25 protein-coding genes are annotated in these 24920 nt (G+C 71.1%); 13 read left to right on the top strand and 12 right to left on the bottom strand.

The window, feature by feature from the left end:
- Positions 1 to 24 precede the first annotated feature (24 nt).
- Both CSC66_RS12095 and CSC66_RS12090 read left to right on the top strand, forming a co-directional pair.
- Positions 25 to 486 carry a DUF192 domain-containing protein gene (locus CSC66_RS12095; protein ID WP_162377648.1) on the top strand — a complete coding sequence of 154 codons (462 nt, stop codon included), beginning with the start codon at positions 25 to 27 and terminating at the stop codon, positions 484 to 486.
- An 81-nt stretch (positions 487 to 567) separates the two neighbouring features.
- Positions 568 to 1413 carry a SirB1 family protein gene (locus CSC66_RS12090; RefSeq protein ID WP_238394385.1) on the top strand — a complete coding sequence of 282 codons (846 nt, stop codon included), beginning with the start codon at positions 568 to 570 and terminating at the stop codon, positions 1411 to 1413.
- A 77-nt stretch (positions 1414 to 1490) separates the two neighbouring features.
- On the opposite strand, the gene CSC66_RS12085 is transcribed toward CSC66_RS12090, so the two are convergent.
- On the bottom strand, positions 1491 to 1679 hold the full coding sequence (locus CSC66_RS12085; protein ID WP_162377647.1) for a rubredoxin: 189 nt from the start codon (positions 1677 to 1679) through the stop codon (positions 1491 to 1493).
- A gap of 71 nt (positions 1680 to 1750) precedes the next feature.
- Between CSC66_RS12085 and thiE the strand changes: the two genes are divergently transcribed.
- The 3 genes from thiE to CSC66_RS12070 all read left to right on the top strand — a co-directional run bounded on the left by thiE (position 1751) and on the right by CSC66_RS12070 (position 4413).
- Positions 1751 to 2380: a thiamine phosphate synthase gene (gene thiE, locus CSC66_RS12080; protein ID WP_162377646.1), complete on the top strand. Its 630-nt coding sequence runs from the start codon at positions 1751 to 1753 to the stop codon at positions 2378 to 2380.
- A gap of 120 nt (positions 2381 to 2500) precedes the next feature.
- Positions 2501 to 3793 carry a glutamate-1-semialdehyde 2,1-aminomutase gene (gene hemL / locus CSC66_RS12075; RefSeq protein ID WP_162377645.1) on the top strand — a complete coding sequence of 431 codons (1293 nt, stop codon included), beginning with the start codon at positions 2501 to 2503 and terminating at the stop codon, positions 3791 to 3793.
- The gene (locus tag CSC66_RS12070) at positions 3790 to 4413 is read left to right on the top strand and encodes an HAD-IA family hydrolase (RefSeq protein WP_162377644.1); all 624 of its coding nucleotides are present in this window, start codon (positions 3790 to 3792) and stop codon (positions 4411 to 4413) included. The genes hemL and CSC66_RS12070 overlap by 4 nt, the downstream gene beginning before the upstream one ends.
- Positions 4414 to 4525: 112 nt before the next feature.
- On the opposite strand, the gene CSC66_RS12065 is transcribed toward CSC66_RS12070, so the two are convergent.
- A complete protein-coding gene (locus tag CSC66_RS12065; RefSeq protein ID WP_162377726.1) occupies positions 4526 to 5770 on the bottom strand; it encodes an acetylornithine transaminase in 1245 nt (414 codons plus the stop codon).
- A gap of 132 nt (positions 5771 to 5902) precedes the next feature.
- Here CSC66_RS12065 and CSC66_RS12060 point away from each other — a divergent pair, with 132 nt between their 5' ends.
- Positions 5903 to 6772: an ion transporter gene (locus CSC66_RS12060; protein ID WP_162377643.1), complete on the top strand. Its 870-nt coding sequence runs from the start codon at positions 5903 to 5905 to the stop codon at positions 6770 to 6772.
- Positions 6773 to 6884: 112 nt separating this feature from the next.
- Here the strand turns inward: CSC66_RS12060 and CSC66_RS12055 are convergent, their stop codons facing one another.
- The 3 genes from CSC66_RS12055 to CSC66_RS12045 form a co-directional block, all read right to left on the bottom strand.
- Positions 6885 to 7322 (bottom strand): VOC family protein, encoded by a 438-nt coding sequence (locus CSC66_RS12055; RefSeq protein ID WP_162377642.1) that lies wholly within the window; start codon positions 7320 to 7322, stop codon positions 6885 to 6887.
- The gene (locus CSC66_RS12050; RefSeq protein ID WP_162377641.1) at positions 7319 to 7729 is read right to left on the bottom strand and encodes a DoxX family protein; all 411 of its coding nucleotides are present in this window, start codon (positions 7727 to 7729) and stop codon (positions 7319 to 7321) included. Before CSC66_RS12050 ends, CSC66_RS12055 begins: the two co-directional genes overlap by 4 nt.
- 76 nt (positions 7730 to 7805) lie before the next feature.
- Positions 7806 to 8627, bottom strand: a complete 822-nt coding sequence (locus tag CSC66_RS12045; RefSeq protein ID WP_162377640.1) for an SDR family oxidoreductase — start codon at positions 8625 to 8627, stop codon at positions 7806 to 7808.
- 269 nt (positions 8628 to 8896) lie between these two features.
- On the opposite strand from CSC66_RS12045, the gene CSC66_RS12040 reads away from it, so the two are divergent.
- Complete coding sequence (locus CSC66_RS12040; protein WP_162377639.1) at positions 8897 to 10993, top strand: bifunctional DedA family/phosphatase PAP2 family protein; 2097 nt, start codon at positions 8897 to 8899, stop codon at positions 10991 to 10993.
- Here the strand turns inward: CSC66_RS12040 and CSC66_RS12035 are convergent.
- The 3 genes from CSC66_RS12035 to CSC66_RS12025 form a co-directional block, all read right to left on the bottom strand.
- On the bottom strand, positions 10905 to 11504 hold the full coding sequence (locus tag CSC66_RS12035; protein ID WP_162377638.1) for an LON peptidase substrate-binding domain-containing protein: 600 nt from the start codon (positions 11502 to 11504) through the stop codon (positions 10905 to 10907). The genes CSC66_RS12040 and CSC66_RS12035 overlap by 89 nt on opposite strands.
- Before the next feature lie 79 nt (positions 11505 to 11583).
- On the bottom strand, positions 11584 to 12987 hold the full coding sequence (gene mpl / locus CSC66_RS12030) for a UDP-N-acetylmuramate:L-alanyl-gamma-D-glutamyl-meso-diaminopimelate ligase (RefSeq protein WP_162377637.1): 1404 nt from the start codon (positions 12985 to 12987) through the stop codon (positions 11584 to 11586).
- A 794-nt stretch (positions 12988 to 13781) separates the two neighbouring features.
- A complete protein-coding gene (locus CSC66_RS12025; protein ID WP_162377636.1) occupies positions 13782 to 14345 on the bottom strand; it encodes an adenylate kinase in 564 nt (187 codons plus the stop codon).
- 151 nt (positions 14346 to 14496) lie between these two features.
- Here CSC66_RS12025 and CSC66_RS12020 point away from each other — a divergent pair, with 151 nt between their 5' ends.
- The 3 genes from CSC66_RS12020 (at position 14497) to CSC66_RS12010 (ending at position 17080) form a co-directional block, all read left to right on the top strand.
- Positions 14497 to 15765, top strand: a complete 1269-nt coding sequence (locus tag CSC66_RS12020) for a 6-phosphofructokinase (protein ID WP_162377635.1) — start codon at positions 14497 to 14499, stop codon at positions 15763 to 15765.
- 4 nt (positions 15766 to 15769) lie between these two features.
- On the top strand, positions 15770 to 16558 hold the full coding sequence (locus CSC66_RS12015) for a helix-turn-helix domain-containing protein (protein ID WP_162377634.1): 789 nt from the start codon (positions 15770 to 15772) through the stop codon (positions 16556 to 16558).
- Between the two features lie 78 nt (positions 16559 to 16636).
- Positions 16637 to 17080, top strand: a complete 444-nt coding sequence (locus CSC66_RS12010; protein ID WP_162377633.1) for a VOC family protein — start codon at positions 16637 to 16639, stop codon at positions 17078 to 17080.
- 6 nt (positions 17081 to 17086) lie between these two features.
- On the opposite strand, the gene CSC66_RS12005 is transcribed toward CSC66_RS12010, so the two are convergent.
- The gene (locus CSC66_RS12005; protein WP_238394384.1) at positions 17087 to 17677 is read right to left on the bottom strand and encodes a hypothetical protein; all 591 of its coding nucleotides are present in this window, start codon (positions 17675 to 17677) and stop codon (positions 17087 to 17089) included.
- A gap of 223 nt (positions 17678 to 17900) precedes the next feature.
- Here CSC66_RS12005 and CSC66_RS12000 point away from each other — a divergent pair, with 223 nt between their 5' ends.
- The 3 genes from CSC66_RS12000 to CSC66_RS11990 all read left to right on the top strand — a co-directional run bounded on the left by CSC66_RS12000 (position 17901) and on the right by CSC66_RS11990 (position 21979).
- Complete coding sequence (locus tag CSC66_RS12000; RefSeq protein ID WP_162377632.1) at positions 17901 to 19928, top strand: sodium-translocating pyrophosphatase; 2028 nt, start codon at positions 17901 to 17903, stop codon at positions 19926 to 19928.
- Positions 19929 to 20082: 154 nt separating this feature from the next.
- On the top strand, positions 20083 to 20616 hold the full coding sequence (gene ppa / locus CSC66_RS11995) for an inorganic diphosphatase (protein ID WP_162377631.1): 534 nt from the start codon (positions 20083 to 20085) through the stop codon (positions 20614 to 20616).
- Positions 20617 to 20872: 256 nt separating this feature from the next.
- Positions 20873 to 21979: an HDOD domain-containing protein gene (locus CSC66_RS11990; protein WP_162377630.1), complete on the top strand. Its 1107-nt coding sequence runs from the start codon at positions 20873 to 20875 to the stop codon at positions 21977 to 21979.
- An 83-nt stretch (positions 21980 to 22062) separates the two neighbouring features.
- Here CSC66_RS11990 and CSC66_RS11985 read toward each other — a convergent pair whose 3' ends face one another.
- The 3 genes from CSC66_RS11985 to thiC all read right to left on the bottom strand — a co-directional run bounded on the left by CSC66_RS11985 (position 22063) and on the right by thiC (position 24867).
- The gene (locus CSC66_RS11985; RefSeq protein WP_162377629.1) at positions 22063 to 22743 is read right to left on the bottom strand and encodes an ion channel; all 681 of its coding nucleotides are present in this window, start codon (positions 22741 to 22743) and stop codon (positions 22063 to 22065) included.
- A 3-nt stretch (positions 22744 to 22746) separates the two neighbouring features.
- Positions 22747 to 22911: a hypothetical protein gene (locus CSC66_RS11980; RefSeq protein WP_162377618.1), complete on the bottom strand. Its 165-nt coding sequence runs from the start codon at positions 22909 to 22911 to the stop codon at positions 22747 to 22749.
- Positions 22912 to 22974: 63 nt separating this feature from the next.
- Positions 22975 to 24867, bottom strand: a complete 1893-nt coding sequence (gene thiC / locus CSC66_RS11975; RefSeq protein ID WP_162377628.1) for a phosphomethylpyrimidine synthase ThiC — start codon at positions 24865 to 24867, stop codon at positions 22975 to 22977.
- Positions 24868 to 24920: the final 53 nt, after the last annotated feature.

Here is a 24920-nt window from a genome sequence, read left to right as displayed (position 1 = left end):
TGCCCCCGCTCCGGAGCCTCGCCAATGATCCGACCCCTCGCCCGCCTGTCCCTGCTGCCGCTGCTGCTGGCCCTGAGCGCCTGCGCCTCGGCGCGCACGCCGTGGGTCGAGGTCGGCGGCGAGCGCTTCCAGGTCGAGGTCGCCGACGACGACGCCGAGCGCGCACGCGGGCTGATGTTCCGCGACGCCATGGCCGACGACCACGGCATGCTCTTCATCCACGACCGCCAGGAACCGCAGGCGTACTGGATGAAGAACACCCGGATTCCGCTCGACATCCTCTACTTCGACCGCGACCGGCGGCTGGTTTCGCAGCAGCGCGACGTGCCGCCCTGCTCGGCCGGCGACCGTTGCCCGCCCTATCCCAGCCGCGCTCCCGCGCAGTACGTGCTGGAGCTCAACGCCGGCCAGGCCGCGCGCCTGGGGCTGCAGGACGGCGCGCTGCTGACCTTCGGACCGGGCATCGCCCCCGCGACCGGCAACTGAGTTCCCGGCCTGGCGCCGGGCCGCGCCGTTGCGACGCCCGCGGGGCTTGATTGTCGCCATCGCTGGCCCCAGTCTTGCGCCATGGGGATCGATCGCATGCCAATGCCTGACTGGACCGCACTGGCCGCGCTGGATGACGAATCGCTGCCGCTGCTGCCGGCTGCGCTGCTGATCGCCCGCGACGAATATCCCGACCTGGACCCGGCCCCGTACGAGGCGCTGGTGCAGGCCCATGCCGACCACCTGCGCGAGGAGGTCGCCGCCATCGGCCAGCCGCCGCTGAAGATGGCGGCGATCAACCGCCACCTGTTCGAGGAAGTGGGCTACAGCGGCAACCACGACGAGTACTACGACCCGCGCAACAGCTACCTCAACCAGGTGCTGGACCGGCGCCTGGGCAATCCGATCTCGCTGGCGATGGTGCAGATGGAGGTCGCGCGGAGGCTCGACATCCCGCTGGACGGCGTGTCCTTCCCCGGCCACTTCCTGGTCCGCCTGCCGGTGGATGGCGGCCTGCTGGTGATGGATCCGTTCAATGGTGGCCGGCCGCTGGCGGTGGAGGAACTGCGCGAGCGGGCCAAGCCGCACCTGGGCCAGGCACCGGACGACAGCGTCCTGCTGCAGATCCTAAGCCCCGCCCCCGCGCGCGCGATCCTGGTCCGCGTGCTGCGCAACCTGCACGGCGTGTACGCCGAGAAGAACGAGTGGGACCGCGCGGCGCGCAGCGCCGACCGCGTGCTCCGGCTGATGCCCGGCCAGTCCGAGGCCCTGCGCGACCGCGGCCTGGCCTACCTGGAACTGGACCACCTGCGCGGCGCCCGCCAGGACCTGGCGCGCTACCTGGAGCTGGTGCCCGACGCGGCCGACGCCGAGGCCATCCGCGACCGCCTGGTCGATGCGGGCGGCATGCGCGCCTCGCTGCACTGAGCCGATGCCGGCGGCCGGGCGCCGTGGTGGCGGATGCCATCGATGGCGACGGCGCGGGTTCGCGGCTGGACCGGCGCCTACAGCTCGACCATCTCGAAGTCGTCCTTGGTCACGCCGCAGTCCGGGCAGGTCCAGGTGTCGGGAATGTCTTCCCAGCGCGTACCCGGCGCGATGCCCTCTTCCGGCAAGCCGTCGGCCTCGTGGTAGATGAAGCCGCAGACCACGCACATCCAGCTGCGGTAGGTGGTGGCATCGGGTTCGCTCATCGGATAATGCAGGCTTCGGCACGGGCGCGGGACGGCATTGTCCCACCGCCGCCGCCGCAGCGGAAACCCCGATGGATCCCCGGCAAGGCCGGCCGCCCCGCGGCCTCTACCTGATCACTCCCGACGAGGCCGATACCGCCCGCCTGCTGGCGCGGGTGGCGCCGCTGCTGGCGCAGGACGTGGCCTGGCTGCAGTACCGGAACAAGGCCGCCGATGCGGCGCTGCGGCGCGAGCAGGCGGCCGCGCTGCAGGCGCTGTGCGCGCCCGCCGGCGTGCCGCTGCTGGTCAACGACGATGCCGCACTGGCGCTGGCGATCGGCGCCGCCGGCGCGCACCTGGGCGAGGACGACGGCGACGTCGCCGCTGCCCGCGCCCTGCTTGGACCCGACGCGATCGTCGGCGCCTCCTGCTACGACCGCCTGGACCTGGCCGGGCGCGCCGTCGCGGCCGGCGCCAGCTACGTGGCCTTCGGCGCGTTCTTCCCCACCAGCAGCAAGGCCACCACCCGCCGCGCCACGGTCGACCTGCTGCGCGATGCGGCCCCGCTGGGCGTGCCGCGGGTGGCCATCGGCGGGATCACCCCGGCCAACGCCGGTCCGCTGGTGGACGCCGGCGCCGACCTGGTCGCGGTGATCGGCGGGGTGTTCGAAGCGCCCGACCCGGTCGCCGCGGTCCGCGCCTACGCGCGCTGCTTCCTGTAGGAGCCGATTCATCGGCGACCCGGGGGCGTCGGCACCAGCGACGCCCGCGCCACCCCGATGCTCGTGTCGCCGATGAATCGGCTCCTACAATGTCCCTTTTCGCCGTACAGGATTCCGCCGATGAACCACGACCGCTCCCACGCCCTCTTCTCGCGCGCCCAGCAGCTGCTGCCGGGCGGGGTCAACTCGCCGGTGCGCGCGTTCAAGTCGGTCGGCGGCGAGCCGTTCTTCGTGCAGCGCGCCGACGGGCCGTACCTGTACGACGTCGACGGCCACCGCTACATCGACTACGTCGGCTCCTGGGGCCCGATGATCGTCGGCCACAACCACCCGGCGGTGCGCGCGGCGGTGGAGAAGGCGATCGGCGACGGACTCTCGTTCGGCGCGCCGTGCGCGGCCGAGGTGACCATGGCCGAAACGATCACCCGGCTGGTGCCGTCGTGCGAGATGGTGCGCATGGTCAATTCGGGCACCGAGGCGACGCTGTCGGCGATCCGCCTGGCGCGCGGCGCCACCGGCCGCCAGCGCATCGTCAAGTTCGAGGGCTGCTACCACGGCCACGGCGACTCGTTCCTGGTCAAGGCCGGTAGCGGCATGCTGACCCTCGGCGTGCCGACCTCGCCGGGCGTGCCGGCCGGGCTGAGCGAGCTGACCGCCACGCTGAGCTACAACGACTTCGAAGGGGCGACGAAACTATTCGACGAGATCGGCGGCGAGATCGCCGCGCTGATCATCGAGCCGGTCGTCGGCAACGCCAACTGCATCCCGCCGCGCGAAGGCTACCTGCAGCACCTGCGCGAGCTGTGCACGAAGCACGGCGCGCTGCTGATCTTCGACGAGGTGATGACCGGCTTCCGCGTCGCCCTCGGCGGCGCGCAGGCGCACTACGGCATCACCCCGGACCTGACCACCTTCGGCAAGATCATCGGCGGCGGCATGCCGGTCGGCGCCTACGGCGGCCGCCGCGAGCTCATGCAGCAGATCGCCCCGGCCGGCCCGATCTACCAGGCCGGCACGCTGAGCGGCAACCCGGTGGCGATGGCCGCCGGCCTGGCGATGCTGGAGCTTGTCCAGGCGCCGGGCTTCCACGACCGCCTGGCCGCGGCCACCGCCGCGCTGTGCGAAGGCCTCGAAGCGGCCGCGCGCGACGCCGGCGTGGCGGTGACCACCACCCGCGTCGGGGCGATGTTCGGCCTGTTCTTCACCGACCAGAAAGTGGAAACCTACGCCCAGGCCACCGCCTGCGACATCGCCGCGTTCAACCGCTTCTTCCACGCGATGCTCGAGCGCGGGGTGTTCCTGGCGCCGTCGGCGTACGAGGCCGGCTTCATGTCCAGCGCGCACGACGCGGCCGTGGTCGCGACCACGATCGAGGCCGCGCGCGGCGCATTCGGGGACGTCGCCCGCGCATGACCCTGGTAGTGCGTCCGCGCCTGCTGCTGCTCGACTTCGATGGCGTACTGGCGCACTACTCGCACGAGCGGCGCATCGCCCACCTGGCCCGCACCGCCGGCTGCGAGCCGGCGCGGGTGGCGGACGTGCTGTTCGCCTCGGGGCTGGAGACCGAATACGACAGCGGCCGGATCGACACATCCACCTACCTGCGCCGGCTGGGCGACGGACTGGGCTGCGCCATCGACGAAGCCGCCTGGATCGCCTCGCGCCTGGCCGGCAGCCGTGCCGCCCCCGGCGTCATCGAGCAGGTCCTCGCAGCGGCCGCCGGCACGCCCGTCGGCGTGCTGACCAACAACGGCGCGCTGATGGCGCACGCGATGCGCGGCATCGTCGCCCCGCTGTTCCCAATGCTCGAGGGCCGGGTGCTGTGCAGCGGCGCGCTGGGCGTGCGCAAGCCGGACGCGGCGGCCTTCGCCCGCGCGCTGGACCACTTCGGCGTCGCCGCCGCCCAGGTGCTGTTCGTCGACGACGTATTCGCCAACGTACAGGGTGCCCGGGCGGCGGGACTGCAGGCCGATACCGTGACCGACGCGCACACGCTGCGGCGGGTCCTGAGGCGTTACGGCCTCGCGTCGTAGGAACCGGGCTTTCCCGCCATCCGCCGGCACCGGCACTGGCCGTTCTTCGTTGCTTCCTGCCCGGCGTCCAGCAAGCCGGGCGCCTGCGGCAGACAGGGCGGCCAGCGCCGGATCAGCGGCCGGTGAACGCGGCCGCGGCCATGCGCAGGCGTTTCAGGCCTTCGGCCACGTCGGCGTCGGTGAGGTTCAACGCCGGCACCAGGCGCAGTACGTCCGGGCCGGCCTGCAGCAGCAGCAGGCCATGCGCGGCGGCGTGGTCGAGGATCTCGCCGGCGCGGCCGGCATGGGCCGGCTTCAGTACCGCACCGAGCATCAGGCCGCGGCCACGCACCTCCGCGAAGAGGTCGAACTCCGCGCCGATCGCCAGCAAGCCCTCGCGCAGCGCGTGCGACTGCCGCGACACGTTCGCCGAGACCTGCGGCGAGGCGATCTTGCGCAACGCCACCCGCGCCACCGCCGCGGCGAGCGGATTGCCGCCGAAGGTGGTGCCGTGCGCGCCGAACTGCATGGCCTGGGCGACCCTGGGACCGGCCAGCATCGCGCCGATCGGGAAGCCGCCGCCCAGCGCCTTGGCCAGGGTGACGATGTCCGGCACCACGCCATCCTGCCAGTGCGCGAACAGGGTGCCGGTGCGGCCCATGCCAGCCTGGATCTCGTCCAGCACCAGCAGCGCGCCATGGTGGTCGCACAGCTCGCGCACCTGGCGCAGGAAACCCGATGCGGCCGGCATCACCCCGCCCTCGCCCTGCACCGGCTCGAGCATCACCGCGGCGACGTCGCCGGCGGCCATCGCCGTCTCCAGCTGGGTGATGTCGTTGAAGTCGACGTAGCGGAAGCCGCCGGGCAGCGGTTCGTAGCCTTCCTGGTACTTGGGCTGGGCGGTGGCGGTGACCGCGGCCAGGGTGCGGCCGTGGAAGCTGCCGCGGAAGGTGACGATCACCCGCTGCTGCGGTGGCCGGCCCTGCGAGGCGGCCCATTTGCGCACCAGCTTGATCGCCGCCTCGTTGGCCTCGGCACCGGAGTTGCACAGGAACACGCGCTCGGCAAAACGGCTGGCCTGCACCAGTTCCTCGGCCAGGCGCAGCGGCGGCTCGCTGAAGAACACGTTGCTCGTATGCCAGAGCTTGCCGGCCTGCTCGACCAGTGCGGCGTGCAGGTCCGGATCGTTGTGGCCCAGGCCGCAGACGGCGATGCCGGCGGCCAGGTCGACGTACTCGCGGCCCTCGCTGTCCCACAGGCGCGCGCCCTGGCCGCGCACCAGCACCAGCTCGCGCGGGCGGTAGACGGGCAGGTAGTAGCGGTGGCCCAGATCGAGCAGGGCGGCGGTGCCGTCGGCGGGAAGCGTGGTGTCGTTCATGGCGTGGCGATCGCGTCCGGTGTCGCCGGCGGCGGCCGGCGGGCGCATTATCGGCCGGCTCCGCGGCCGTCCGCCATCGCCGGCGGCCGCCGCAGGTTGACCGGACGCCTTCCGGCGACGATCCTCCGGCGCATGCGCCTGTTCATGGCTCCCCAGCTCAATCCCGCGCGCGATACCGGCTGGCGTCGGACCTGGTTCGACATCATCCACCGGCACGACACCCCGCCGTCGCGCAATTTCGACCTGCTGCTGGTGGCCGCGATCGTGGCCAGCATCGGGGTGGTGATGCTCGACAGCGTCGAGCGGCTCCACCAGCGCTATGCCGGCCTGTTCTACATGGTCGAGTGGGCCTTCACCCTGCTGTTCACCGCCGAATACCTGCTGCGCATCGCGGTGGTCAAGCGCCCGCTGCGCTACATGCTCAGCGTGTGGGGCGTGATCGACCTGCTGGCGATCCTGCCGACCTACCTGTCGCTGGTGGTGCCCGGCGCGCAGAGCCTGCTGGCGGTGCGGGTGATGCGCATCCTGCGGCTGTTCCGGATCCTCAAGCTCACCCGGTACGTCGAGGAGAGCGGCATCCTGCTGCAGGCGCTGTGGCGCAGCCGGCGCAAGATCCTGGTGTTCCTGTTCTCGGTGCTGACCATCGTCACCGTCGCCGGCGCGCTCATGTACGTGATCGAGGGGCCGCGCAACGGCTTCACCAGCATTCCCACCAGCATGTACTGGGCGATCGTGACCATGGCCACGGTGGGCTTCGGCGACATCGTCCCACAGACGGTGCTCGGCCGTTTCGTCACCTCGCTGCTGATCCTGACCGGCTACAGCATCATCGCCGTGCCCACCGGCATCTACACCGCCGAGCTGGCGAGCAGCCTGCGCCAGAGCGAGGACGAGGCACGCCGCTTCGACCAGCGCGGCTGCCCGGAGTGCGGGCTGGAAGGCCACAGCCGCGATTCGCGCCACTGCCGCAGCTGCGGGCACCGGTTGCCCGATCCGGCCTAGGGCGTCGCGGGCGGCGCGGTCGCGGCCAGTGCGGCGGGTGGAGGCAGCGGGGCAAGCCCCGCTCTACGCCTCGCCTACCGGCGAAGCGGGGGGCTTTCCGGCGGCGCGCGGCTCACCAGCTGCCGGTATTGGGCATCGACAGCCAGGGCTCGGCCGGCGGCAGCGCGCCGCCCTTCTGCAGCAGCTCGATCGAGATCAGGTCCGGCGTGCGCACGAACGCCATGCGGCCGTCCCGCGGCGGGCGGTTGATGGTCACGCCCAGCGACTGCAGGTGGGCGCACAGCGCATAGATGTCATCGACCTGGAAGGCCAGGTGGCCGAAGTTGCGCGCGCTGCCGTAGTCCTCCGCCGGCGAGCCATCGGCCGACGGCCAGTTGTACGTCAGCTCGATCTCTGCCTCCGGGTTCTCCGGTGCGCCGAAGTACACCAGGGTGAAGCGCCCGGCTTCGTGGTCCATGCGCCGGGTCTGGCGCAGGCCCAGACCCTCGGTGAGGAAGCGGCTGGTCGCGTCCAGGTCGTGGACGCGGATCATCGCGTGCAGGTATTTCATGGTTCGGCTCCCTTGGAAAGACGTGGGTGGCGGCGGTACGCCCAGGCGTTGGCCAGCAGGCAGGCGATGATCAGCACGCTGTACTCGGCTCCGTTGCGGCCGAGTCCGACCACGAACCAGCCGGCCGGCGCGTGCACCAGCCAGATCCCGCAGGCGTAGATCGCGGCGAACACCAGTGCGACCGGCGTCACCCACCGGCCCCAGGCCATCACCGGCGCGGCCACCAGCTCGAACACGGTCACCGCCCACGCCAGCACCAGCCCGGCCGGGAAGCCCTGCGCATCGAGAAACGCGCCGAACGGTGCCACGCCGCCTGCCAGCACGCGGGCCAGGCCATGGATGAACAGCAACGTCGCCAGCACCCAACGGACCAGGTCCAGGCCCTGCCTTGCCGCAAGGGTCGTCATCGCCGTGCCTCGCATCGGGGCGGGCCAGCATACGCCGGCGGCCTGTGGTGCCCGGCACGGAACCGGCGCATCCGGCTCACGGGTCGAGGAACAGGTCGGGCAGCAGCGGCTGCGAAGGGTCCACCGCGTAGCCGGAGAGGTCGGCGACACCGGCTTCGGCCAGCACCTCGTCGTCGACCAGGAAGCGCCCGCTGAACCCGGCCGCCGGCCGCACCAGCACCGCATGCGCCGCATCGGCCACGATCTCCGGGCGCCGGCCGTTGCCGGCGCTCACCCCGGGGATCATGTTCAGCGCATCGGTGCCGATCAGCGTGCGTGGCCACAGCGCGTTGACGGCCACGCCACGTGGCCCGAATTCGGCGGCCAGGCCGAGGGTGACGAAACTCATGCCCATCTTGGCGAGGGTATAGCCGGTGTGCGCTCCCCACCACTTCGGATCCAGCGACGGCGGCGGCGCCAGGGTCAGGATATGCGGATTGGGCGCCTCCAACAGGTGCGGCAGGCAGGCCTGCGAGCAGAGGAAGGTGCCGCGGGCGTTGACCTGCTGCATCAGGTCGAAGCGCTTCATCGGCGTGTCCAGGGTGCCGCGCAGCCAGATCGCGCTGGCGTTGTTGACGAGGATGTCGATGCCGCCGAAGGCGTCGACCGTCGCCGCCACCGCCGCGCGCACCTGGTCCTCCTCGCGGATGTCGCATCTCAGCGCCAGGCCCTGGCCGCCGGCGGCGGTCACCGCATCGGCGGCGCTGTGGATGGTGCCGGGCAGCTTCGGGTTGGGCACCGAGGACTTGGCCGCGATCGCCACGTTGGCGCCATCGCGCGCCGCGCGCAGGGCGATGGCCAGGCCGATGCCGCGCGAGGCACCGGTGATGAAGAGGGTCTTGCCAGCCAGCGTGGCCATCGTGTCGCCTCGGGATCGCGGATCGCGTAGTTGGCGCATTGTCGCGCGATGGCCGCTGTTGTAGGAGCCCGGGAGACCGGACATGCGTCCGGGGAGAGGTGCCCGCGACGCGATGACGCCGGCACGGGCGGCGTCATCAAGGCTCCGGCGCCCATGTCGCCGGCAAGCCGTGCTTCTTGCCCCGCACGACGGGAACTCCGGGCGGCCAAGGCCCGCCATCCATCCGCGCTTAAGCCTGGCGCCGGGAGGCGCCACCTATAATCCGCGCCATGGATTCCTCCTGGATGGACGCCGTACTGGCCTGGATCGGGAACCACCCCATCCTCGCCGGTGCGGTGGTTTTCGCCGTCGCCTTCCTCGACGCGCTGATCGTGGTCGGCGCGGTGGTGCCCGCGTTGCCGCTGCTGTTCGCGGTCGGGGTGCTGATCGGCATGGGCGAGATCTCCGGCCCGTATGCGGTGGCCAGCGCCACCTTGGGCGCGTTCCTGGGCGACGGCCTGAGCTACTGGATCGGGCGGCGCTGGGGCGACCGGCTGCACGGCGTGTGGCCGTTCCGCCGCTATCCGCAGTTGCTGGGACGCGGCGAGGTCCTGTTCCGGCGCAATGCCTTCACCAGCATCCTGGTCGCCCGCTACGTCGGCGCGGTGCGGCCGTTCGTGCCGGCCATCGCCGGCATGGCACGGATGCCGGTCCGCCGCTACCTGTTCGCCAGCGGCCTGGCCAGCCTGTCGTGGGCGCTGCTGTTCCTGGCGCCGGGCTGGGTGCTGGGCCGCGCCTACGATGCGGTCGCCGCCGTGGCCGGCCACCTGTTCATCGTGCTGGGCCTGCTCGCCCTGGTGCTGGCGCTGGCCTGGGCCTGGGTGCTCTATACCTACCGCTGGTTCGCCGACCACGCCGACTCGCTGCTGGCACGCGCGCTGGACTGGTCGCACCGGCATCCGGTGATGGGCCGGCATTCGGCGGCGGTGTTCGATCCTTCGCACCGCGAATCGACCTCGCTGGCGCTGCTGGCGGTGCTGCTGCTGGCGATCGGCTGGGCCTGGTTCGCGCAGCTGGTGGTGGTGATCGGGCACGGCGAGCCGCTGGCCATGGACCTGGCGGTGCACCAGATGATGCTGGCGCTGCGCAACCCGCTGGCCGACTATCCGATGGCGGCACTGGCCTCGCTCGGCGACTGGCCGGTGCTGGCGCCGGCCTGCGCGATGGTGCTGGGCTACTTCGTCTGGCGCCGGCGCTGGATGGCCGCGGCGCACTGGCTGGCCGCGCTGGCCTTCGGCCTGGCCCTGACCTGGTTGCTCGGCAATACCGTCGACGTGGTCCGCCCGCCGGGCGCGAGCAGCGGCTTCGGCTTTCCGTCGATCGCGGTCACCATGACCACGATCGCCTTCGGCTTCTTCGCAGTGCTGATCGCGCGCGAACTGCCCGGGCGCGACCGGGTCTGGCCGTACCTGGTCTCCGGCGCGGTGGTGGCGGTGATCGGTTTCGCCCGGCTGTACCTGGGCGCGCACTGGCTCAGCGACGTGATCGGCGGGATGCTGCTGGGCATCGTCTGGCTGCTGGTGCTGGGCATCGCGTACCGGCGCCGCTTCAACCGTTCGTTCTGGATCAAGCCGATCGGCTGGCTGTTCTACGGCACCTTCGCCGCGGCGGCGCTGTGGTACGCGCCGCGCAACGTCGAGGCCAAGCTGGCCAAGTTCGAGCCGCCGCCGGCGCTGCCGGTGGTGCAGGACCTGGAGGACTGGTGGAGCCACGAGTGGATGCTGCAGCCGGCACGGCGCAACGAGTTCGACGACCAGCTGCGCTGGCCGCTGGACGTACAGGTCGCCGGGCCGCTGGCGCCGCTGCAGCAGCGGCTGGTGGCCGCCGGCTGGCGGGTGCAGCCACAGGCGAAGTGGATGCAGGCGATCAGCCTGCTCGACACCGACACCGGGCCGGACCAGGTGCCGGTGCTGCCGGCGACGCTGGACGCGCGCACCGAAGCCCTGCTGATGATCCACGATACCGCCGACGGCAAGCTGCGCCACGTGCTGCGGCTGTGGCCGACGCCCGTGCACCTGCAGCCGGGCGACGTACCGCTGTGGGTGGGCACGGCGCAGACCCTGCACTTCAAGCACGACCTCGGGCTGCTGGTCACGTGGCGGCCGCTGCCCGGCGCCGATCCGGCGCTGGAGCAGGCGCTGGGTCCGCTGCGCGACCTGCCCCACGTGGTCGCGCCGCATCCGGAATCGCACCTGCCGGTGCTGCGCCTGCGCACCGACGGCCTCGCCGTGCCGCCGCCTATTCCTCGTCCATCCACTCCAGCAGCCGGTCCAGGCGCCGGTGCGGATCGTCCTGCTGCAACAGCGCCAGGCGCTGTTCGTCGCTGAGCGGCAGCAGCTCGGCCAGGCGCCAGCCGACCCAGGCGGCATCCTCCAGCTGGCGGAGGTTGGCGCCGGCATGCCCCAGGCCGGGATATTCGCCGCCGACCTTGTCCAGCAGTTCGCCCAACAACGTGGCCAGCGCGGCATGCTGCGGCAGCAGCGACGGCGTGCCGGCGTCCTCGCACCACAGCACGTCGCCGACCAGCAGGCCGCTGTCGCGGGCCCGGCTGCGGGCCACGCGGAAGCGACGCTGGCCGCGCACCTGCAGGGTCAGCAGGCCGTTGCGGTCGCTGCCGAAATCCTCGATCCGCGCTTCCACGCCGAACGCCGCCGGCGTGGCCGGCGCGCCGACCTCTTCGCCTTCCAGGATCATGCAGATGCCGAAACCGCGACCGTTGCGGCCGCATTCGGCGACCAGGTCCAGGTAGCGCCGCTCGAACACGCGCAGGCCCAGCGGCGCGCCGGGCAACAGCACGGTGTGCAGCGGGAACAGCGGCAACGGTTCGGTGGCGGTCACGGCGTGGCGGTGGCGTGCATCCGGCTCAGGTTAGCGCGAACCCGGCGCGGCGTGCGTCCATGTCCCGTCAAGGACGTGGTCAGGGAACCCCGCCGAGCATCGCCACGAAACGACGCGGCGCGCCGTCGAAGCCGCCGTTGGACATGAACACGACGTGGTCGCCGGGCGCGGCCATGTCGCGCAGCGTCTCCAGCAGGGCATCGGCGTCGGCCACGGCGCGCGCGTCGCCACGCACCGCCGCGACCACCTTGCCGGCATCCCAGGCCAGCCCGGGCCGGTGCAGGAACACCACCGCATCGGCCAGTTCCAGCGAGGGCGCCAGTGCGTCGGCATGCGCGCCCAGCCGCATCGAGTTGCTGCGTGGCTCCATCGCCACCACGATCCGCGCGGCACCGACCTTCGCGCGCAGGCCCTCGAGGGTGGTGCGTATCGCGGTGGGATGGTGGGCGAAATCGTCGTAGACGGTGATGCCACCCTGCGTGCCGAGCACCTCCAGGCGGCGCTTGACGCTGCTGAAGGCGGCCAGTGCGCCGGTCACCTGCGCCGGCGCGACTCCGACCGCATGCGCGGCGGCCAGCGCGGCCAGCGCGTTCATGACGTTGTGCCGCCCGACCAGCGGCCAGCGCACGGTCCCGGCTTCCTGTCCGCGATGCAGCACGGCGAAGGCGCTGCCATCGGCATCGAGCAGGCGCGCGCTCCAGTCGAAGCCGGCGCCGCCGTCGGCGCGCGCGATGGCCACGGCCGCCTGCTCGATGCCGAAGGTCTCCACCGGCGTCCAGCAGCCCATCGCCAGCACCTGCGCCAGGTGCGCGTCCTCGCCGTTGACGACCAGGCGGCCGGCGCGCGGCACCGTGCGCACGAGGTGGTGGAACTGGCGCTGGATCGCGGCCAGGTCGGGGAAGATGTCGGCGTGGTCGTACTCGAGGTTGTTGAGGATCGCGACCCGCGGCCGGTAGTGGACGAACTTGCTGCGCTTGTCGAAGAACGCGGTGTCGTACTCGTCGGCCTCGACCACGAACTCGCGACCGCCGCCCAGGCGCGCGGACGTGCCGAAATCCTCGGCGACGCCACCGATCAGGAAGCCCGGGTCGCGCCCGGCCGCCTGCAGCAGGAAGGCCAGGATCGAGGTGGTCGTGGTCTTGCCATGGGTGCCGGCCACCGCCAGGGTGGTGCGCCCGGGCAGCACGCGCTCGGCCAGCCACTGGGCGCCGGAGATGTAGCGGCGGCCATCGTCGAGCACCTGCTCCACCGCCGGGTTGCCGCGCGACAGCGCGTTGCCGACGACGATCTCCCCGGCATCGGCGGAGATGTTCTCCGGCAGGTAGCCCTGTTTCAGCTCGATGCCCAGTCGTTCGAGCTGGGTCGACATCGGCGGGTACACCGCCTGGTCGCTGCCCTCGACGGTGTGGCCCAGCTCGCGCGCCAGGGCGGCGACGCCGCCCATGAAGGTCCCGGCGATGCCGAGGATGTGGATCTTGCTCATGCCGGCGATTGTCGCCGAAGCGTCGCGGTTTTTGGGCTGTTCGGCTGGGTGGCCTGGCTGCGGGCTTGCTTCCATTCCCAATGCACCGGTTTTCTTCGGAGCCGCGCTAAAGGCGTGGAATCCTGGAACCACCGTGAACCTGGGTATTTGAGCCGGGTCGCGGGGCGTCGGCTTCGGAAGGGGCCGCCGTGCCCTGGGGGCGGGGCGCATCCCTCGGGCGGACGTCCTGTCCGTACTCGGGTCGTGGCACATCCCTGTGCCACTTGCGCCCCACCCCCAGGACACGACGTCCTCGGGCAGCTGGCAGTTCGTCGCTTCGATCAGAAGCAGAACGCGGTTTTCTGGAGAACGTGATGCTGCTTCCTGGCCGCCGTCGCCGCAGGTGGGCGCGGCGGAGCCCGGCTGTCGGCCTGGACGCTGGATCCGTGGCAACGCCGCCGATCCCGACGACACCGGGCACCGGGGCAAGGCCGGCGCTTGCCGGGATCAACGCCACGATCTGGAAGCCCCAGAAGACGTGGCAGGCCGGGGGGGTCGCAGCAGCGGCCATGGATGGCCGCGGTAGCGAGTGCGTACATGGATGTACGCCCGAGCGGCTGCGACACCCCCGGCCTGCCGCGGCTCCCGCCGAAGCCAGCCGCGCTGCCGTTACAGCGGTTGCCGTTGCGGTTCCAGTGGCCGTTGCGTCGCGCGGCCGCAAGCACACGCCGCCGCCCCACCCGGAATATCGCCCAAAAGAAAACGCGCGCCGCCCCGGGGGCGACGCGCGTTGATCCAGCACGACTGCGGCGGGCTCAGCCCTTCAGCGCCGCCAGCACCCGCGCGGTGATCTCGTCCATGCTGCCGACGCCGTCGATCCGGGTCAGCGTGCCGCGGTTCTCGTAGAAGCCGATCACCGGGGCGGTGGAGTGGTTGTAGACCTGCAGGCGCTTGCGCACCGATTCGGGATTGTCGTCAGCGCGGCCTTCGGCCTGGGCGCGGCCGGCGATGCGCTCGACCAGCAGGTCCGTGCCCACGTCCAGCTGCACCACCGCGTCCAGCGGCTGGCCGATCTTGGCCAGCAGGCCGTCCAGCGCCGCCGCCTGGGCCAGGTTGCGCGGATAGCCGTCGAGGATGAAGCCGTTGGCGACGTCGTCGCGCCCCAGGCGCGATTCGAGCATGCCCAGCAGGATCTCGTCGGAGACCAGGTCGCCCCGGGCCATCACTTCCTTGGCCTGCAGGCCCAGCGGCGTCCCGGCGGCCACCTCGGCACGCAGCAGGTCGCCGGTGGAGATGTGGGGGACGCCGAGGGTTTCCTTCAGGCGCGCGGCCTGCGTTCCCTTGCCCGAGCCGGGCGGGCCCAGAAGTACCAGTCGCATCGATCGCTCCGATGAAGAAATGTCCCGTGGCGGCCGGGGGCGCTAGACTTTCGTCGCTGCGCACCACTGCATTGCACCGCACCATTCCGGTGCAGCTTACCGCATCCGGTGGCGCTGTCCCAGAATTGTCCCCTCCGGAGGAACCGCGTCCATGGCCCGAGCCACCCCGCAAGGCACCCTGCTCTACGCCCAGTCCGGCGGCGTCACCGCCGTCATCAACGCCACCGCCAGCGGCGTCATCAGCGAGGCGCGGGCCCGGGGCATCAAGGTGCTGGCCGCCCGCAACGGCATCCTCGGCGCGCTGCGCGAGGAACTGGTGGACACCTCGAAGGAGTCGGCCGCGGCCATCGCCGCACTGGCCCACACCCCCGGCGGCGCCTTCGGCTCCTGCCGCTACAAGCTCAAGTCGGTGGACGCGGACCGGGCGAAGTACGAACGGCTGCTCGAGGTGCTCAAGGCCCACGACGTGCGCTGGTTCCTCTACAACGGCGGCAACGACTCGGCCGACACCGCCTGGAAGGTCTCCCAGCTGGCGGCCGAGTTCGGCTACCCGCTGACCTGTATTGGTGTTCCCAAGACCATCGACAACGACCTGGCGGTGACCGACACCTGCCCGGGCTTCGGCTCGGCCGCCAAGTACACCGCCGTGTCGGTGCGCGAGGCGGCGCTGGACGTGGCCGCCATGGCCGAGACCTCGACCAAGGTGTTCGTCTACGAGGCCATGGGCCGCCACGCCGGCTGGCTCGCCGCCGCGGCCGGCCTGGCCGGGCAATCGCCCGACGACGCCCCGCAGATCATCCTGTTCCCCGAGCGCGCCTACGACGAGGCCGCGTTCCTGGCCCAGGTCGACAAGGTGGTGAAGAAGGTCGGCTGGTGCGTGGTGGTGGCCAGCGAGGGCATCCGCGACAAGGACGGGAAGTTCGTCGCCGACGCCGGCGGCGGCAAGGACGCGTTCGGCCACACCCAGCTCGGCGGCGTGGCCTCGTACCTGGCCGGAAAGGTCAAGGATTCGCTGGGCTACAAGGTCCACTGGACCCTGCCCGACTACCTGCAGCGCTCGGCCCGCCATGTCGCCTCCAAGACCGACTGGGAGCAGGCGCAGGCGGTGGGCAAGGCCGCGGTGCAGTACGCGCTCAAGGGCATGAACGCGGTGATGCCGGTGATCGTGCGCACCTCCAGCACGCCGTACCGCTGGAAGATCGAGCCGGCGCCGCTGCACAAGGTCGCCAACCACGAGAAGACCATGCCGGCCGGCTTCCTGCGCAAGGACGGCTACGGCATCACGGCGAAGGCGCGCGAGTACCTGCAGCCGCTGATCCAGGGCGAGGCGCCGCTGCCCTGGGGGCGCGACGGCCTGCCGAAATACGTGGCACTGAAGAACACGCCGGTGAAGAAGAAGCTTCCGGCCTGGGAAGGCTGATGCCATGACTGCGCGCGCGCCGCTGGCGGCCGCGCTGCGGCCTTACGTCGGCAGCCTGTGGGTCGGGCAGGCCGTGCGCGCGCGACGCGAGCACGTCATTCCCTCCGGCGAGATGCACCTGGCGGTCCGCATCGACGGGCCGCCGCTGCAGCTGTATGCCGGTCGCGGCGACCGCGCCGGCCAGGCGATCGACACCGCGGTGGTCTGCGGCGCGCGCAGCCGCTATTACGCCAAGCGCACCGAGCCGGGCTGCACGGTCGGCGCGCAGCTGCTGCCCGGCGCATCCTGGGCGCTGCTGGGCGTCTCGGCCGCCACCCTGGCCGAACGGCACGCACCCCTGCGCGACTTCTGGGGCGGGGCGGTCGACGAACTGCACGCCAGGCTGGCGCGCGCCGACACGCCCGATGCACGCCTGGCGGTGCTCGAGCGCTCCCTGCTGGCGCAGCTGCGACCGGTCGCGCCGCTGGCCGCGGAAGTGGACCATGCCATCGCCGCGCTCGATCGTAGCGCCGACCTGCGCGAGGTGCTGGCGCAGGCAGGCTGCAGCCATCGCCATTTCATCGCCCGGTTCCGCGACGCGACCGGGCTGGCGCCCAAGCGCTACGCGCGCCTGCGCCGGTTCCAGCGCGTGCTGGCGCAGGTGGACGGGTGCCCGGACTGGAGCGGTCTGGCCGCCGAGCACGGATACTTCGACCAGGCGCACCTGGCGCGCGACTTCCGCCAGTTCGCCGGCCTGCCGGCCCGTTGCTACCGGGATGGCCACCTGCATCCACGCCACGTCCGGGTGGATTGAGCCGTCAGTTTTTTCCAATATCCGGTGGCCGGCGACGGGCCATCCTGCCGGCCGGTCCCTTCCGCCAGCGAGGCAGCCATGGCTACCCACGAACTGTTCGCCTACCTCTGCGTCGCCGACGCCGCGCGCGCGATCGACTTCTACCGGCACGCCTTCGGCGCCACGGAGAAGTTCCGCCTGGTCGAACCGGGCGGACGCATCGGCCACGCCGAGGTGGACTTCGACGGCACCATCCTGATGCTGTGCGAGGAATTCCCGGAGCTGGGCATCCGCAAGCCCGACCCGGCGCACGGCCACGGCACCACCCTGCACCTGCACGTGGACGATGCCGACGCCACGATCCAGCGCGCCGTCGCCGCCGGCGCCACGCTCGAGCGCGCCGCCAGCGATGCCTTCTACGGCGAGCGCTCCGGGGTGGTCATCGATCCGTTCGGCCACCGCTGGAACATCGGCCACAGCATCGAGGAGGTGACGCCGGAGGAGATGCAGCGGCGGTATGTGGCGCTGTTCCCGGAAGGCTGACGCGGCTCAGCCGCAGCGGCCCGCGAGTTCCAGCTGCGCCGAATATTCCGGAAGCTCGCGCATCTGCCCGGCGGCTGCCTGCTTCTGCGCATCCTGCAGGTAGATCCGCACCCGGCCCTGTCCGTCCAGCTGAAGGGTCTGGTCGACGGGCTTGCGCCACACCCGCACCAGCGCCTGCCGCTGCGGGCAGGCGGCATCCGGAACGCGGACCAGGTCATCGAGCACCCAGCCGGCACCGGCGTCCGGCCGGGCCTGGGCCGGGTCCACGTAGCGCGCCCGCTGCCGGCATCCGGGCGCGGTCTCCACCGGCTGCAGCCGGTACGGCTGCGCCGGATCGCCCGTGTACATGCCTTCCAGGCGGGTGCACGCCTCGGGGATGGTGCGGACCGTGTGCAGCGCCCCCGTAGCCTGCGGCGTCCCGGTGCGCTCGCGCTGCGGCGCCTGGGCCTGCAGCGGCGCGGCGACGGCCGCGACCGCCACGAGCACGGCGAGCAGGAAGGCCTGGCGGAAGATCTCGGCCTGGCCCGGACGCGGGTCCGTCGACGCCGGGTGCGGCCGGGACTGCTCGGGTGGCGAGTGGGGCGCGTGGACGGGCATCGGCGCTCGATCGGCGGGGAGAGGCGTCGATCCTGTCACCGTCCGCATGAACGCCATGTGGCCTTACGGCCGGCCATGCGGTCATACTCGGGCTGCTCCAGGGATGTTGAACACGGTGTGACGCGCCTCGGCTCGGGTCCGCTCCAGTGCTTCACGACTTGCCCGGCGTGCCCTCCTGTTCACCCGTCCACTGGGTGGCATCCATCAACCTTGGGAGGGGTTCATGCTGGAACAATACGGTTTGGCGTTGGCACTGCTCTGCGCCGTCCTCGCAATCCTCTACGGCATCGTGTCCGCGCGCTGGATCCTGGCGCAACCGGCGGGCAACGAACGCATGCAGCAGATCGCCGCTGCCATCCAGGAAGGCGCCCGCGCCTACCTCAACCGTCAATACCTGACCATCGCCATCGCCGGCGCGGCCCTGTTCGTGCTGGTCGGCTTCTTCCTCAGCTGGTACACCGCCATCGGCTTCGCCATCGGCGCGGTGCTGTCCGGCGCGGCCGGCTACATCGGCATGAACGTTTCGGTCCGCGCCAACGTGCGCACCGCCGAGGCGGCCCGTCGCGGCCTGGGCCCGGCGATGGACGTGGCCTTCCGCGGCGGCGCGATCACCGGGATGCTGGTGGTCGGCCTGGGCCTGCTCGGCGTGGCCGGCTACTACTGGCTGCTGCAGCGGCTGGGCCTGAGCCAGGCCGACAACCTGCACGCGCTGGTCGGCCTGGCCTTCGGCTCTTCGCTGATCTCGATCTTCGCCCGCCTCGGCGGCGGCATCTTCACCAAGGGCGCCGACGTGGGCGCCGACCTGGTCGGCAAGGTCGAAGCCGGCATCCCGGAAGACGATCCGCGCAACCCGGCGGTGATCGCCGACAACGTCGGCGACAACGTCGGCGACTGCGCCGGCATGGCCGCCGACCTGTTCGAGACCTACGCGGTCACGGTGATCGCGACCATGCTGCTGGGCGGGTTGATGATCGACGAGGTCGGCCGCAACGCGGTGCTGTATCCGCTGGTGCTGGGCGGCGTGTCGATCGTGGCCTCGATCATCGGCGCGTTTTTCGTCAAGGTGAAGCCGGGCGGCTCGATCATGGGCGCGCTGTACAAGGGCGTGATCGTGTCCGGCGTGCTGGCGGCGATCGCGTTCTGGCCGATCACCACCTCGCTGATGGCCGACAATTCGCACGGGGCGATCAACCTCTACATCTGCGCGCTGATCGGCCTGGTCCTGACCGGCCTGATCGTCTGGATCACCGAGTACTACACCGGCACCCAGTACGGCCCGGTCAAGCACGTCGCGCAGGCCTCGACCACCGGCCATGGCACCAACATCATCGCCGGCCTGGGCGTGTCGATGAAGTCGACCGCGCTGCCGGTGGTGGCGGTGTGCCTGGCGATCTGGTTCGCGCACCTGCACGGCGGCCTGTACGGCATCGCCATCGCCGCGACCGCGATGCTGTCGATGGCCGGCATGATCGTGGCGCTGGACGCCTACGGCCCGATCACCGACAACGCCGGCGGCATCGCCGAGATGTCCGAACTTCCGCCGGAGGTGCGCAACGTCACCGACCCGCTCGACGCGGTCGGCAACACCACCAAGGCGGTGACCAAGGGCTATGCGATCGGCTCGGCCGCTTTGGCCGCGCTGGTCCTGTTCGCCGACTACACCCACAACCTGCAGGCCAACAACCCGGGCCAGGTGTTCGCGTTCGACCTGTCCGACCACACCGTGATCATCGGCCTGCTGATCGGTGGCCTGATCCCGTACCTGTTCGGCGCGATGGCGATGGAGGCGGTCGGCCGCGCGGCCGGCGCGGTGGTGGAGGAAGTGCGCCGCCAGTTCCGCGAGATCCCGGGAATCATGCAGGGCACGGCCAAGCCGCAGTACGACCGCGCGGTGGACATGCTCACCCGCTCGGCGATCAAGGAGATGATCGTGCCGTCGCTGTTGCCGGTGGCCGTGCCGATCGTCGTCGGCCTGTTGCTGGGACCGAAGGCGCTCGGCGGCCTGCTGATCGGCACCATCGTGACTGGCCTGTTCGTGGCGATCTCGATGACCACCGGCGGCGGTGCCTGGGACAACGCCAAGAAGTACATCGAGGATGGCCACTTCGGCGGCAAGGGCAGCGAGGCGCACAAGGCCGCGGTCACCGGCGACACCGTCGGCGACCCCTACAAGGACACCGCCGGACCGGCCATCAACCCGCTGATCAAGATCATCAACATCGTGGCGCTGCTGCTGGTGCCTTTGCTGTAAGTGATTGTTCCTGCTGGGTCCGAAGCCCCGGCCATGCCGGGGCTTCGCGTTTGTGGCGCCCCGGATCGGGGGCCTGCGTGCTTTGTGCGCCGCAGCAGCCGAAGGCGTAAAATGGCCGCCTTTTCCCCCATCCAGCATCGCAACGGAGCAGCACATGGGCCTCGACCAGGTCAGCGCCGGGCGCAATCCGCCCGAGGAAATCAACGTCATCATCGAGATCCCCAAGGACTCCGAGCCGGTGAAGTACGAAGTGGACAAGGAAAGCGGCGCGATCTTCGTCGACCGCATCCTCTCCACCCCGATGCGCTATCCGTGCAACTACGGCTACGTGCCCGACACCCTGTGCGGCGACGGCGACCCGGCCGACGTGCTGGTGGTGCTGCCGCTGCCGCTGATTCCCGGCTCGGTGGTGCGCTGCCGCCCGGTCGGCGTGCTGAAGATGACCGACGAGGCCGGCAGCGACGAGAAGATCCTGGCCGTGCCGGTGTCCAAGGTGTTCTCCGGTTACGCGCACGTGGAAGACATCGGCCAGGTCTCGCCGCACTGGCTGGAGCGCATCGGCCACTTCTTCGAGCACTACAAGGACCTGGAAAAGGGCAAGTGGGTCAAGCTCGACGGCTGGGGGGACGCCGCCGAAGCCAAGCAGATCCTGGTCGACGCGATGAAGCGCGCGGCCGACAAGGCCTGACCGCCGCGCCCCGGCGCCGGCTGCGGTCGGCGCCGGGGCCTTGCCGGTCCACCGGACCCCGGCAAGGCCGGCACCGGCCGCCGGCGATCGGCCTGCCGCGGCAGCAAACGGGAACTGACGCACAGTTCCGCATCTTCGCGGCGCCACCCGGCGCCACCAGCTCAACTTTCCCTCCCCTCCGACCGATACCGGCTACGGACATCCGGCCCAGGCCGGCCCTCCGCCTGTTCCCGCGTCGCCCCATGGGAGGTTTTTCGTGCGCATTCTGTTTGTCGGCGATGAAGCCGTGTTTCCGGCCACCCTGGTCGAGCTGGTGGCCGAGCTGGGCCAGGACTGGGAAGTGGAGCGTTGCGAAGACGCCGGCGGTGCGATGGCGCGCGTCGCCGCCCAGCCACTGGACGTGATCCTGGTCGCACCCACCCTTCCCGACATGCCGCCGGCCACCCTGCTGGGCCAGGTGCGCACCCTGCGCGCGGAAGCCTCGCGCGTGGCGGTGATCGACGGCGACCAGAACCCGCCGGCGCGGATCATCGGCCTGGCCCACCGCTTCCTGCCTGCGCCGCTGGCGCCGGAAGTGCTGCTGGAGGCGATCGGCAGCCTCGAGGAACTGCGCGAACTGCTCGACAACCCGGTCCTGCGCGAACGGATCGGCCGGGTCGAGCAGCTGCCCTCGCCGCCGCAGCTCTACCTGCGCCTGATGAACGCGCTGGAGACCGACGAGGACACCAGTGCCTCGGACATCGCCCGCCTGGTGGCCGGCGACCCGGCGATCGCGGCGAAGGTGCTGCAGCTGTGCAATTCGGCCTATTTCTCCAACGGCCGCACCATCGCCGACCTGCGCGCGGCGGTGACCCGCCTGGGCATCTCCACGCTGCGCGACCTGGTCCTGGCCAGCGAGGTGTTCTCGCTGCCCGGGGCATCCGGCGTGGACCGCGCGGCGCTGCAGCAGCGCGCCCTGCTGGCCTCGCGCCTGGCCAAGCGCATGCTCCCCGAATCCAGCGCCGAACTCGGCGCCACCGCCGCGCTGCTGGCCGACATCGGCCTGCTGCTTCCGGGTGTTCGCGACGAGCGCGAGGCGGCGGTCGAGGGCGATGCGCGCCCGGGCCATGCCGAGGCCGGCGCCTACCTGCTGGGCCTGTGGGGCCTGCCGATGCCGATCATCGAAGCGGTCGCGTTCCATCGCTCGCCGTCGCGCTCGAGCACGCGCAGCTTCTGGGTCACCGGTGCGGTCCACACCGCCATGGCCCTGGCCGCCCGCGAAGAGCCCGACGAGGCCTACCTGACCCGCACCGGCGTCGTGTCGCGCCTGGGCGACTGGCGCGGCTACGCCGAAGCGCTCAACGCCACCCCGCTGGCGGCGTGAATGAACCGGCGCCGCCGCGTCAGCGGCGGAGCAACGTCTCCGCGCGCGCCGCGAACGCCGGGTCACTCGTCCCCGCAATCAGCTCACGCGCCGCGGCCGCGCCTGACCACGCTCAAGCCGATCAGGCGCGACACCACCAGCGCGATGTACATCACGCCGGCGAACTGGGCCAGCATCGCCAGCGCGCGCGCCTGCGGCAGCACCGGCACGACGTCGCTCAGGCCCACGCCGGAGAGCAGGCTGAAGCTCAGGTAGAGCAGCTCCATCCAGGTGCGCTGGGGCAATTCGGAGGTCGCAGCGAAGCTGCCCGGATTGACGATCTGGCAGACCGAGAAAGCGAACGCGAACGCCCAGGCCAGCAGCGTGAAGGTGGCACCGCACGCATACAGTTCGTCGCGCGTGACCTCGTGGTCCTCGAGCATGTACGCGGTCAGGCTGCCGGCCGCGTAGAAGTACAGCAGGCTTTCCAGCGCCTGCGACATCGCGGTCAGGACCGGCTTGCCGAGCAGCGCCGCGGCGATAGACAGCAGCACCGCCGGCAGCGCCAGGCACCAGGCGACCCAGCCCAGGGCCGGGCTGCGCTTGACCACCCAGACCGCCAGCAGCAGCACGACGATGCCGAACGCGCCGAACAGCGCGCGCCCGGCGGCGGCCTGTTCCATCACCGGGTACAGCATCACCCCCAGCAGCTGCACGGCCAGCAGCAATGCCGACGGATGGCGGCGGATCCGGACCACCCAGCGCAGCGGCGCGAACGCGGCCATCGTTCAGCCGAAATGCTTGAACAGCGCGTAGTAGACGACGTAGATCCAGCCCAGGATGCCGTGGATGATCACCCACAGCAGCGACTTGTTGGCCGTCCACGAAAGGGTGATCGCCAGGGCGGTGCCGAAGCCGATCCCCGCCCTGACCACGCTGGTGCCTGCGCTCATTGCCATTCCTTGCCGGTTCCGGGACAGCGGCGACGATAGCGCATCGCCGCCGCGGCCGGCAGGTCAACCCGGGCGGTAGACCTGCGCCCCCTGCTCCAGGAACTGCGCCGACTTCTCGGCCATCCCGGCCTCCAACGCCGCCTGCTCGTCGACCCCGTGCTCGGCGGCGTAGTCGCGCACGTCCTGGGTGATCTTCATCGAGCAGAAATGCGGGCCGCACATCGAGCAGAAATGCGCGAGCTTGTGCGCATCCTTGGGCAGGGTCTCGTCGTGGAATTCCCTGGCCTTCTCCGGATCCAGGCCGAGGTGGAACTGGTCCTCCCAGCGGAACTCGAAGCGCGCCTTGCTCAGCGCGTTGTCGCGCACCTGCGCGCCCGGATGGCCCTTGGCCAGGTCGGCCGCATGCGCGGCGATCCTGTAGGCCATGATCCCGTCGCGAACGTCCTGGCGGTTGGGCAGGCCCAGGTGCTCCTTCGGGGTGACGTAGCAGAGCATCGCCGTGCCGAACCAGCCGATCATCGCCGCGCCGATCGCCGAGGTGATGTGGTCGTAGCCCGGTGCGATGTCGGTGGTCAGCGGGCCGAGCGTGTAGAACGGCGCCTCGCCGCACTCGCGCAGCTGCTTGTCCATGTTTTCCTTGATCAGCTGCATCGGCACGTGGCCGGGGCCTTCGATCATGGTCTGGACGTCGTGCTTCCAGGCGATCTTCGTGAGTTCACCCAGCGTCTCCAGCTCGCCGAACTGGGCCGCGTCGTTGGCATCGGCGATGCAACCCGGGCGCAGGCCGTCGCCCAGCGAGAAGGCCACGTCGTAGGCCTTCATGATCTCGCAGATGTCCTCGAAGTGGGTGTAGAGGAAATTCTCCTTGTGGTGCGCCAGGCACCACTTGGCCAGGATCGAACCGCCGCGGGAGACGATGCCGGTGACGCGCCTTGCCGTCAGCGGCACGTAGCGCAGCAGCACGCCGGCGTGGATGGTGAAGTAGTCCACGCCCTGCTCGGCCTGCTCGATGAGCGTGTCGCGGAAGATCTCCCAGGTCAGCTCCTCGGCGCGGCCGTCGACCTTCTCCAGCGCCTGGTAGATCGGCACGGTCCCGATCGGCACCGGCGAGTTGCGGATGATCCACTCGCGGGTCTCGTGGATGTGCTTGCCGGTGGACAGGTCCATCACCGTGTCGCCGCCCCAGCGGATCGACCAGACCAGCTTCTCGACCTCCTCGGCGATGCCCGAGGACACCGCGGAATTGCCGATGTTGGCGTTGATCTTGGTGAGGAAGTTGCGGCCGATGATCATCGGCTCGCTTTCCGGGTGGTTGATGTTGTTGGGCAGGATCGCGCGGCCGCGTGCGATCTCGTCGCGCACGAATTCCGGGGTGATGATCTTCTGGATGTTCGCGCCGAAGCTCTCGCCCGGATGCTGGGCCAGCAGGCCGCCGTCGCGCACCGCCTCCAGGCGCTGGTTCTCGCGGATCGCCACGTATTCCATCTCGGGGGTGACGATTCCGCGCCGAGCGTAGTGCATCTGGGTGACGTTGGCGCCAGCGGCGGCCTTGCGCGGCAGCGGGCGGCCCGGGAAGCGCACCGCGGCCAGCTTCGGATCGTGCTCGCGGGCACGGCCGAACTCGGAGCTCAGCGCCGGCAACAGCTCGGTGTCCCCGCGCTCGGCAATCCACTGCGCGCGCAGGGCGGGCAGGCCGGCGGCCAGGTCGATCCGCGCCTCCGGGTCGGTGTACGGGCCGGACGTGTCGTAGACGGTGACCGGCGCGTTCTCCTCGCCGCCGAACACGGTCGGCGTGCGGGTCAGCGCGATCTCGCGCATCGGCACGCGCAGGTCGGGGCGCGAACCTCCGACGTGGATCTTGCGCGAGCCCGGGATCGGCCGGGTCACGGATTCGGAAAGCTGCTCGGTCTGTTGCAGCAGCGTGGCGGTCGCTTCCGGTTTGAAGCTGGCATTCATCGTGGACTCCGGCGCATGGGTAAACCGGCCCGGGGGACGGGCGGTGGGACACC

The sequence above is a fragment of the Pseudoxanthomonas kaohsiungensis genome (assembly GCF_010211765.1).
Classification (GTDB): Bacteria; Pseudomonadota; Gammaproteobacteria; order Xanthomonadales; family Xanthomonadaceae; genus Pseudoxanthomonas; species Pseudoxanthomonas kaohsiungensis.
This window is presented reverse-complemented; position numbering and strand designations above follow the sequence as displayed.

Excerpts from the sequence above, each read along its gene's own strand:
- hemL (WP_162377645.1), top strand. The coding sequence starts at position 2,501 with ATGAACCACGACCGCTCCCACGCCCTCTTCTCGCGCGCCCAGCAGCTG.
- CSC66_RS12065 (WP_162377726.1), bottom strand. The coding sequence starts at position 5,770 with ATGAACGACACCACGCTTCCCGCCGACGGCACCGCCGCCCTGCTCGAT.
- CSC66_RS12055 (WP_162377642.1), bottom strand. The coding sequence starts at position 7,322 with ATGAAATACCTGCACGCGATGATCCGCGTCCACGACCTGGACGCGACC.
- ppa (WP_162377631.1), top strand. The coding sequence starts at position 20,083 with ATGGGCCTCGACCAGGTCAGCGCCGGGCGCAATCCGCCCGAGGAAATC.
- CSC66_RS12040 (WP_162377639.1), top strand. The coding sequence starts at position 8,897 with ATGGATTCCTCCTGGATGGACGCCGTACTGGCCTGGATCGGGAACCAC.
- CSC66_RS12020 (WP_162377635.1), top strand. The coding sequence starts at position 14,497 with ATGGCCCGAGCCACCCCGCAAGGCACCCTGCTCTACGCCCAGTCCGGC.
- CSC66_RS12045 (WP_162377640.1), bottom strand. The coding sequence starts at position 8,627 with ATGGCCACGCTGGCTGGCAAGACCCTCTTCATCACCGGTGCCTCGCGC.
- CSC66_RS12070 (WP_162377644.1), top strand. The coding sequence starts at position 3,790 with ATGACCCTGGTAGTGCGTCCGCGCCTGCTGCTGCTCGACTTCGATGGC.
- CSC66_RS12010 (WP_162377633.1), top strand. The coding sequence starts at position 16,637 with ATGGCTACCCACGAACTGTTCGCCTACCTCTGCGTCGCCGACGCCGCG.
- CSC66_RS12025 (WP_162377636.1), bottom strand. The coding sequence starts at position 14,345 with ATGCGACTGGTACTTCTGGGCCCGCCCGGCTCGGGCAAGGGAACGCAG.
- CSC66_RS12005 (WP_238394384.1), bottom strand. The coding sequence starts at position 17,677 with ATGCCCGTCCACGCGCCCCACTCGCCACCCGAGCAGTCCCGGCCGCAC.
- mpl (WP_162377637.1), bottom strand. The coding sequence starts at position 12,987 with ATGAGCAAGATCCACATCCTCGGCATCGCCGGGACCTTCATGGGCGGC.
- CSC66_RS12050 (WP_162377641.1), bottom strand. The coding sequence starts at position 7,729 with ATGACGACCCTTGCGGCAAGGCAGGGCCTGGACCTGGTCCGTTGGGTG.
- CSC66_RS12095 (WP_162377648.1), top strand. The coding sequence starts at position 25 with ATGATCCGACCCCTCGCCCGCCTGTCCCTGCTGCCGCTGCTGCTGGCC.
- thiE (WP_162377646.1), top strand. The coding sequence starts at position 1,751 with ATGGATCCCCGGCAAGGCCGGCCGCCCCGCGGCCTCTACCTGATCACT.
- CSC66_RS12060 (WP_162377643.1), top strand. The coding sequence starts at position 5,903 with ATGCGCCTGTTCATGGCTCCCCAGCTCAATCCCGCGCGCGATACCGGC.
- CSC66_RS12000 (WP_162377632.1), top strand. The coding sequence starts at position 17,901 with ATGCTGGAACAATACGGTTTGGCGTTGGCACTGCTCTGCGCCGTCCTC.
- CSC66_RS12015 (WP_162377634.1), top strand. The coding sequence starts at position 15,770 with ATGACTGCGCGCGCGCCGCTGGCGGCCGCGCTGCGGCCTTACGTCGGC.
- CSC66_RS11980 (WP_162377618.1), bottom strand. The coding sequence starts at position 22,911 with ATGAGCGCAGGCACCAGCGTGGTCAGGGCGGGGATCGGCTTCGGCACC.
- thiC (WP_162377628.1), bottom strand. The coding sequence starts at position 24,867 with ATGAATGCCAGCTTCAAACCGGAAGCGACCGCCACGCTGCTGCAACAG.
- CSC66_RS11985 (WP_162377629.1), bottom strand. The coding sequence starts at position 22,743 with ATGGCCGCGTTCGCGCCGCTGCGCTGGGTGGTCCGGATCCGCCGCCAT.
- CSC66_RS12090 (WP_238394385.1), top strand. The coding sequence starts at position 568 with ATGGGGATCGATCGCATGCCAATGCCTGACTGGACCGCACTGGCCGCG.
- CSC66_RS12085 (WP_162377647.1), bottom strand. The coding sequence starts at position 1,679 with ATGAGCGAACCCGATGCCACCACCTACCGCAGCTGGATGTGCGTGGTC.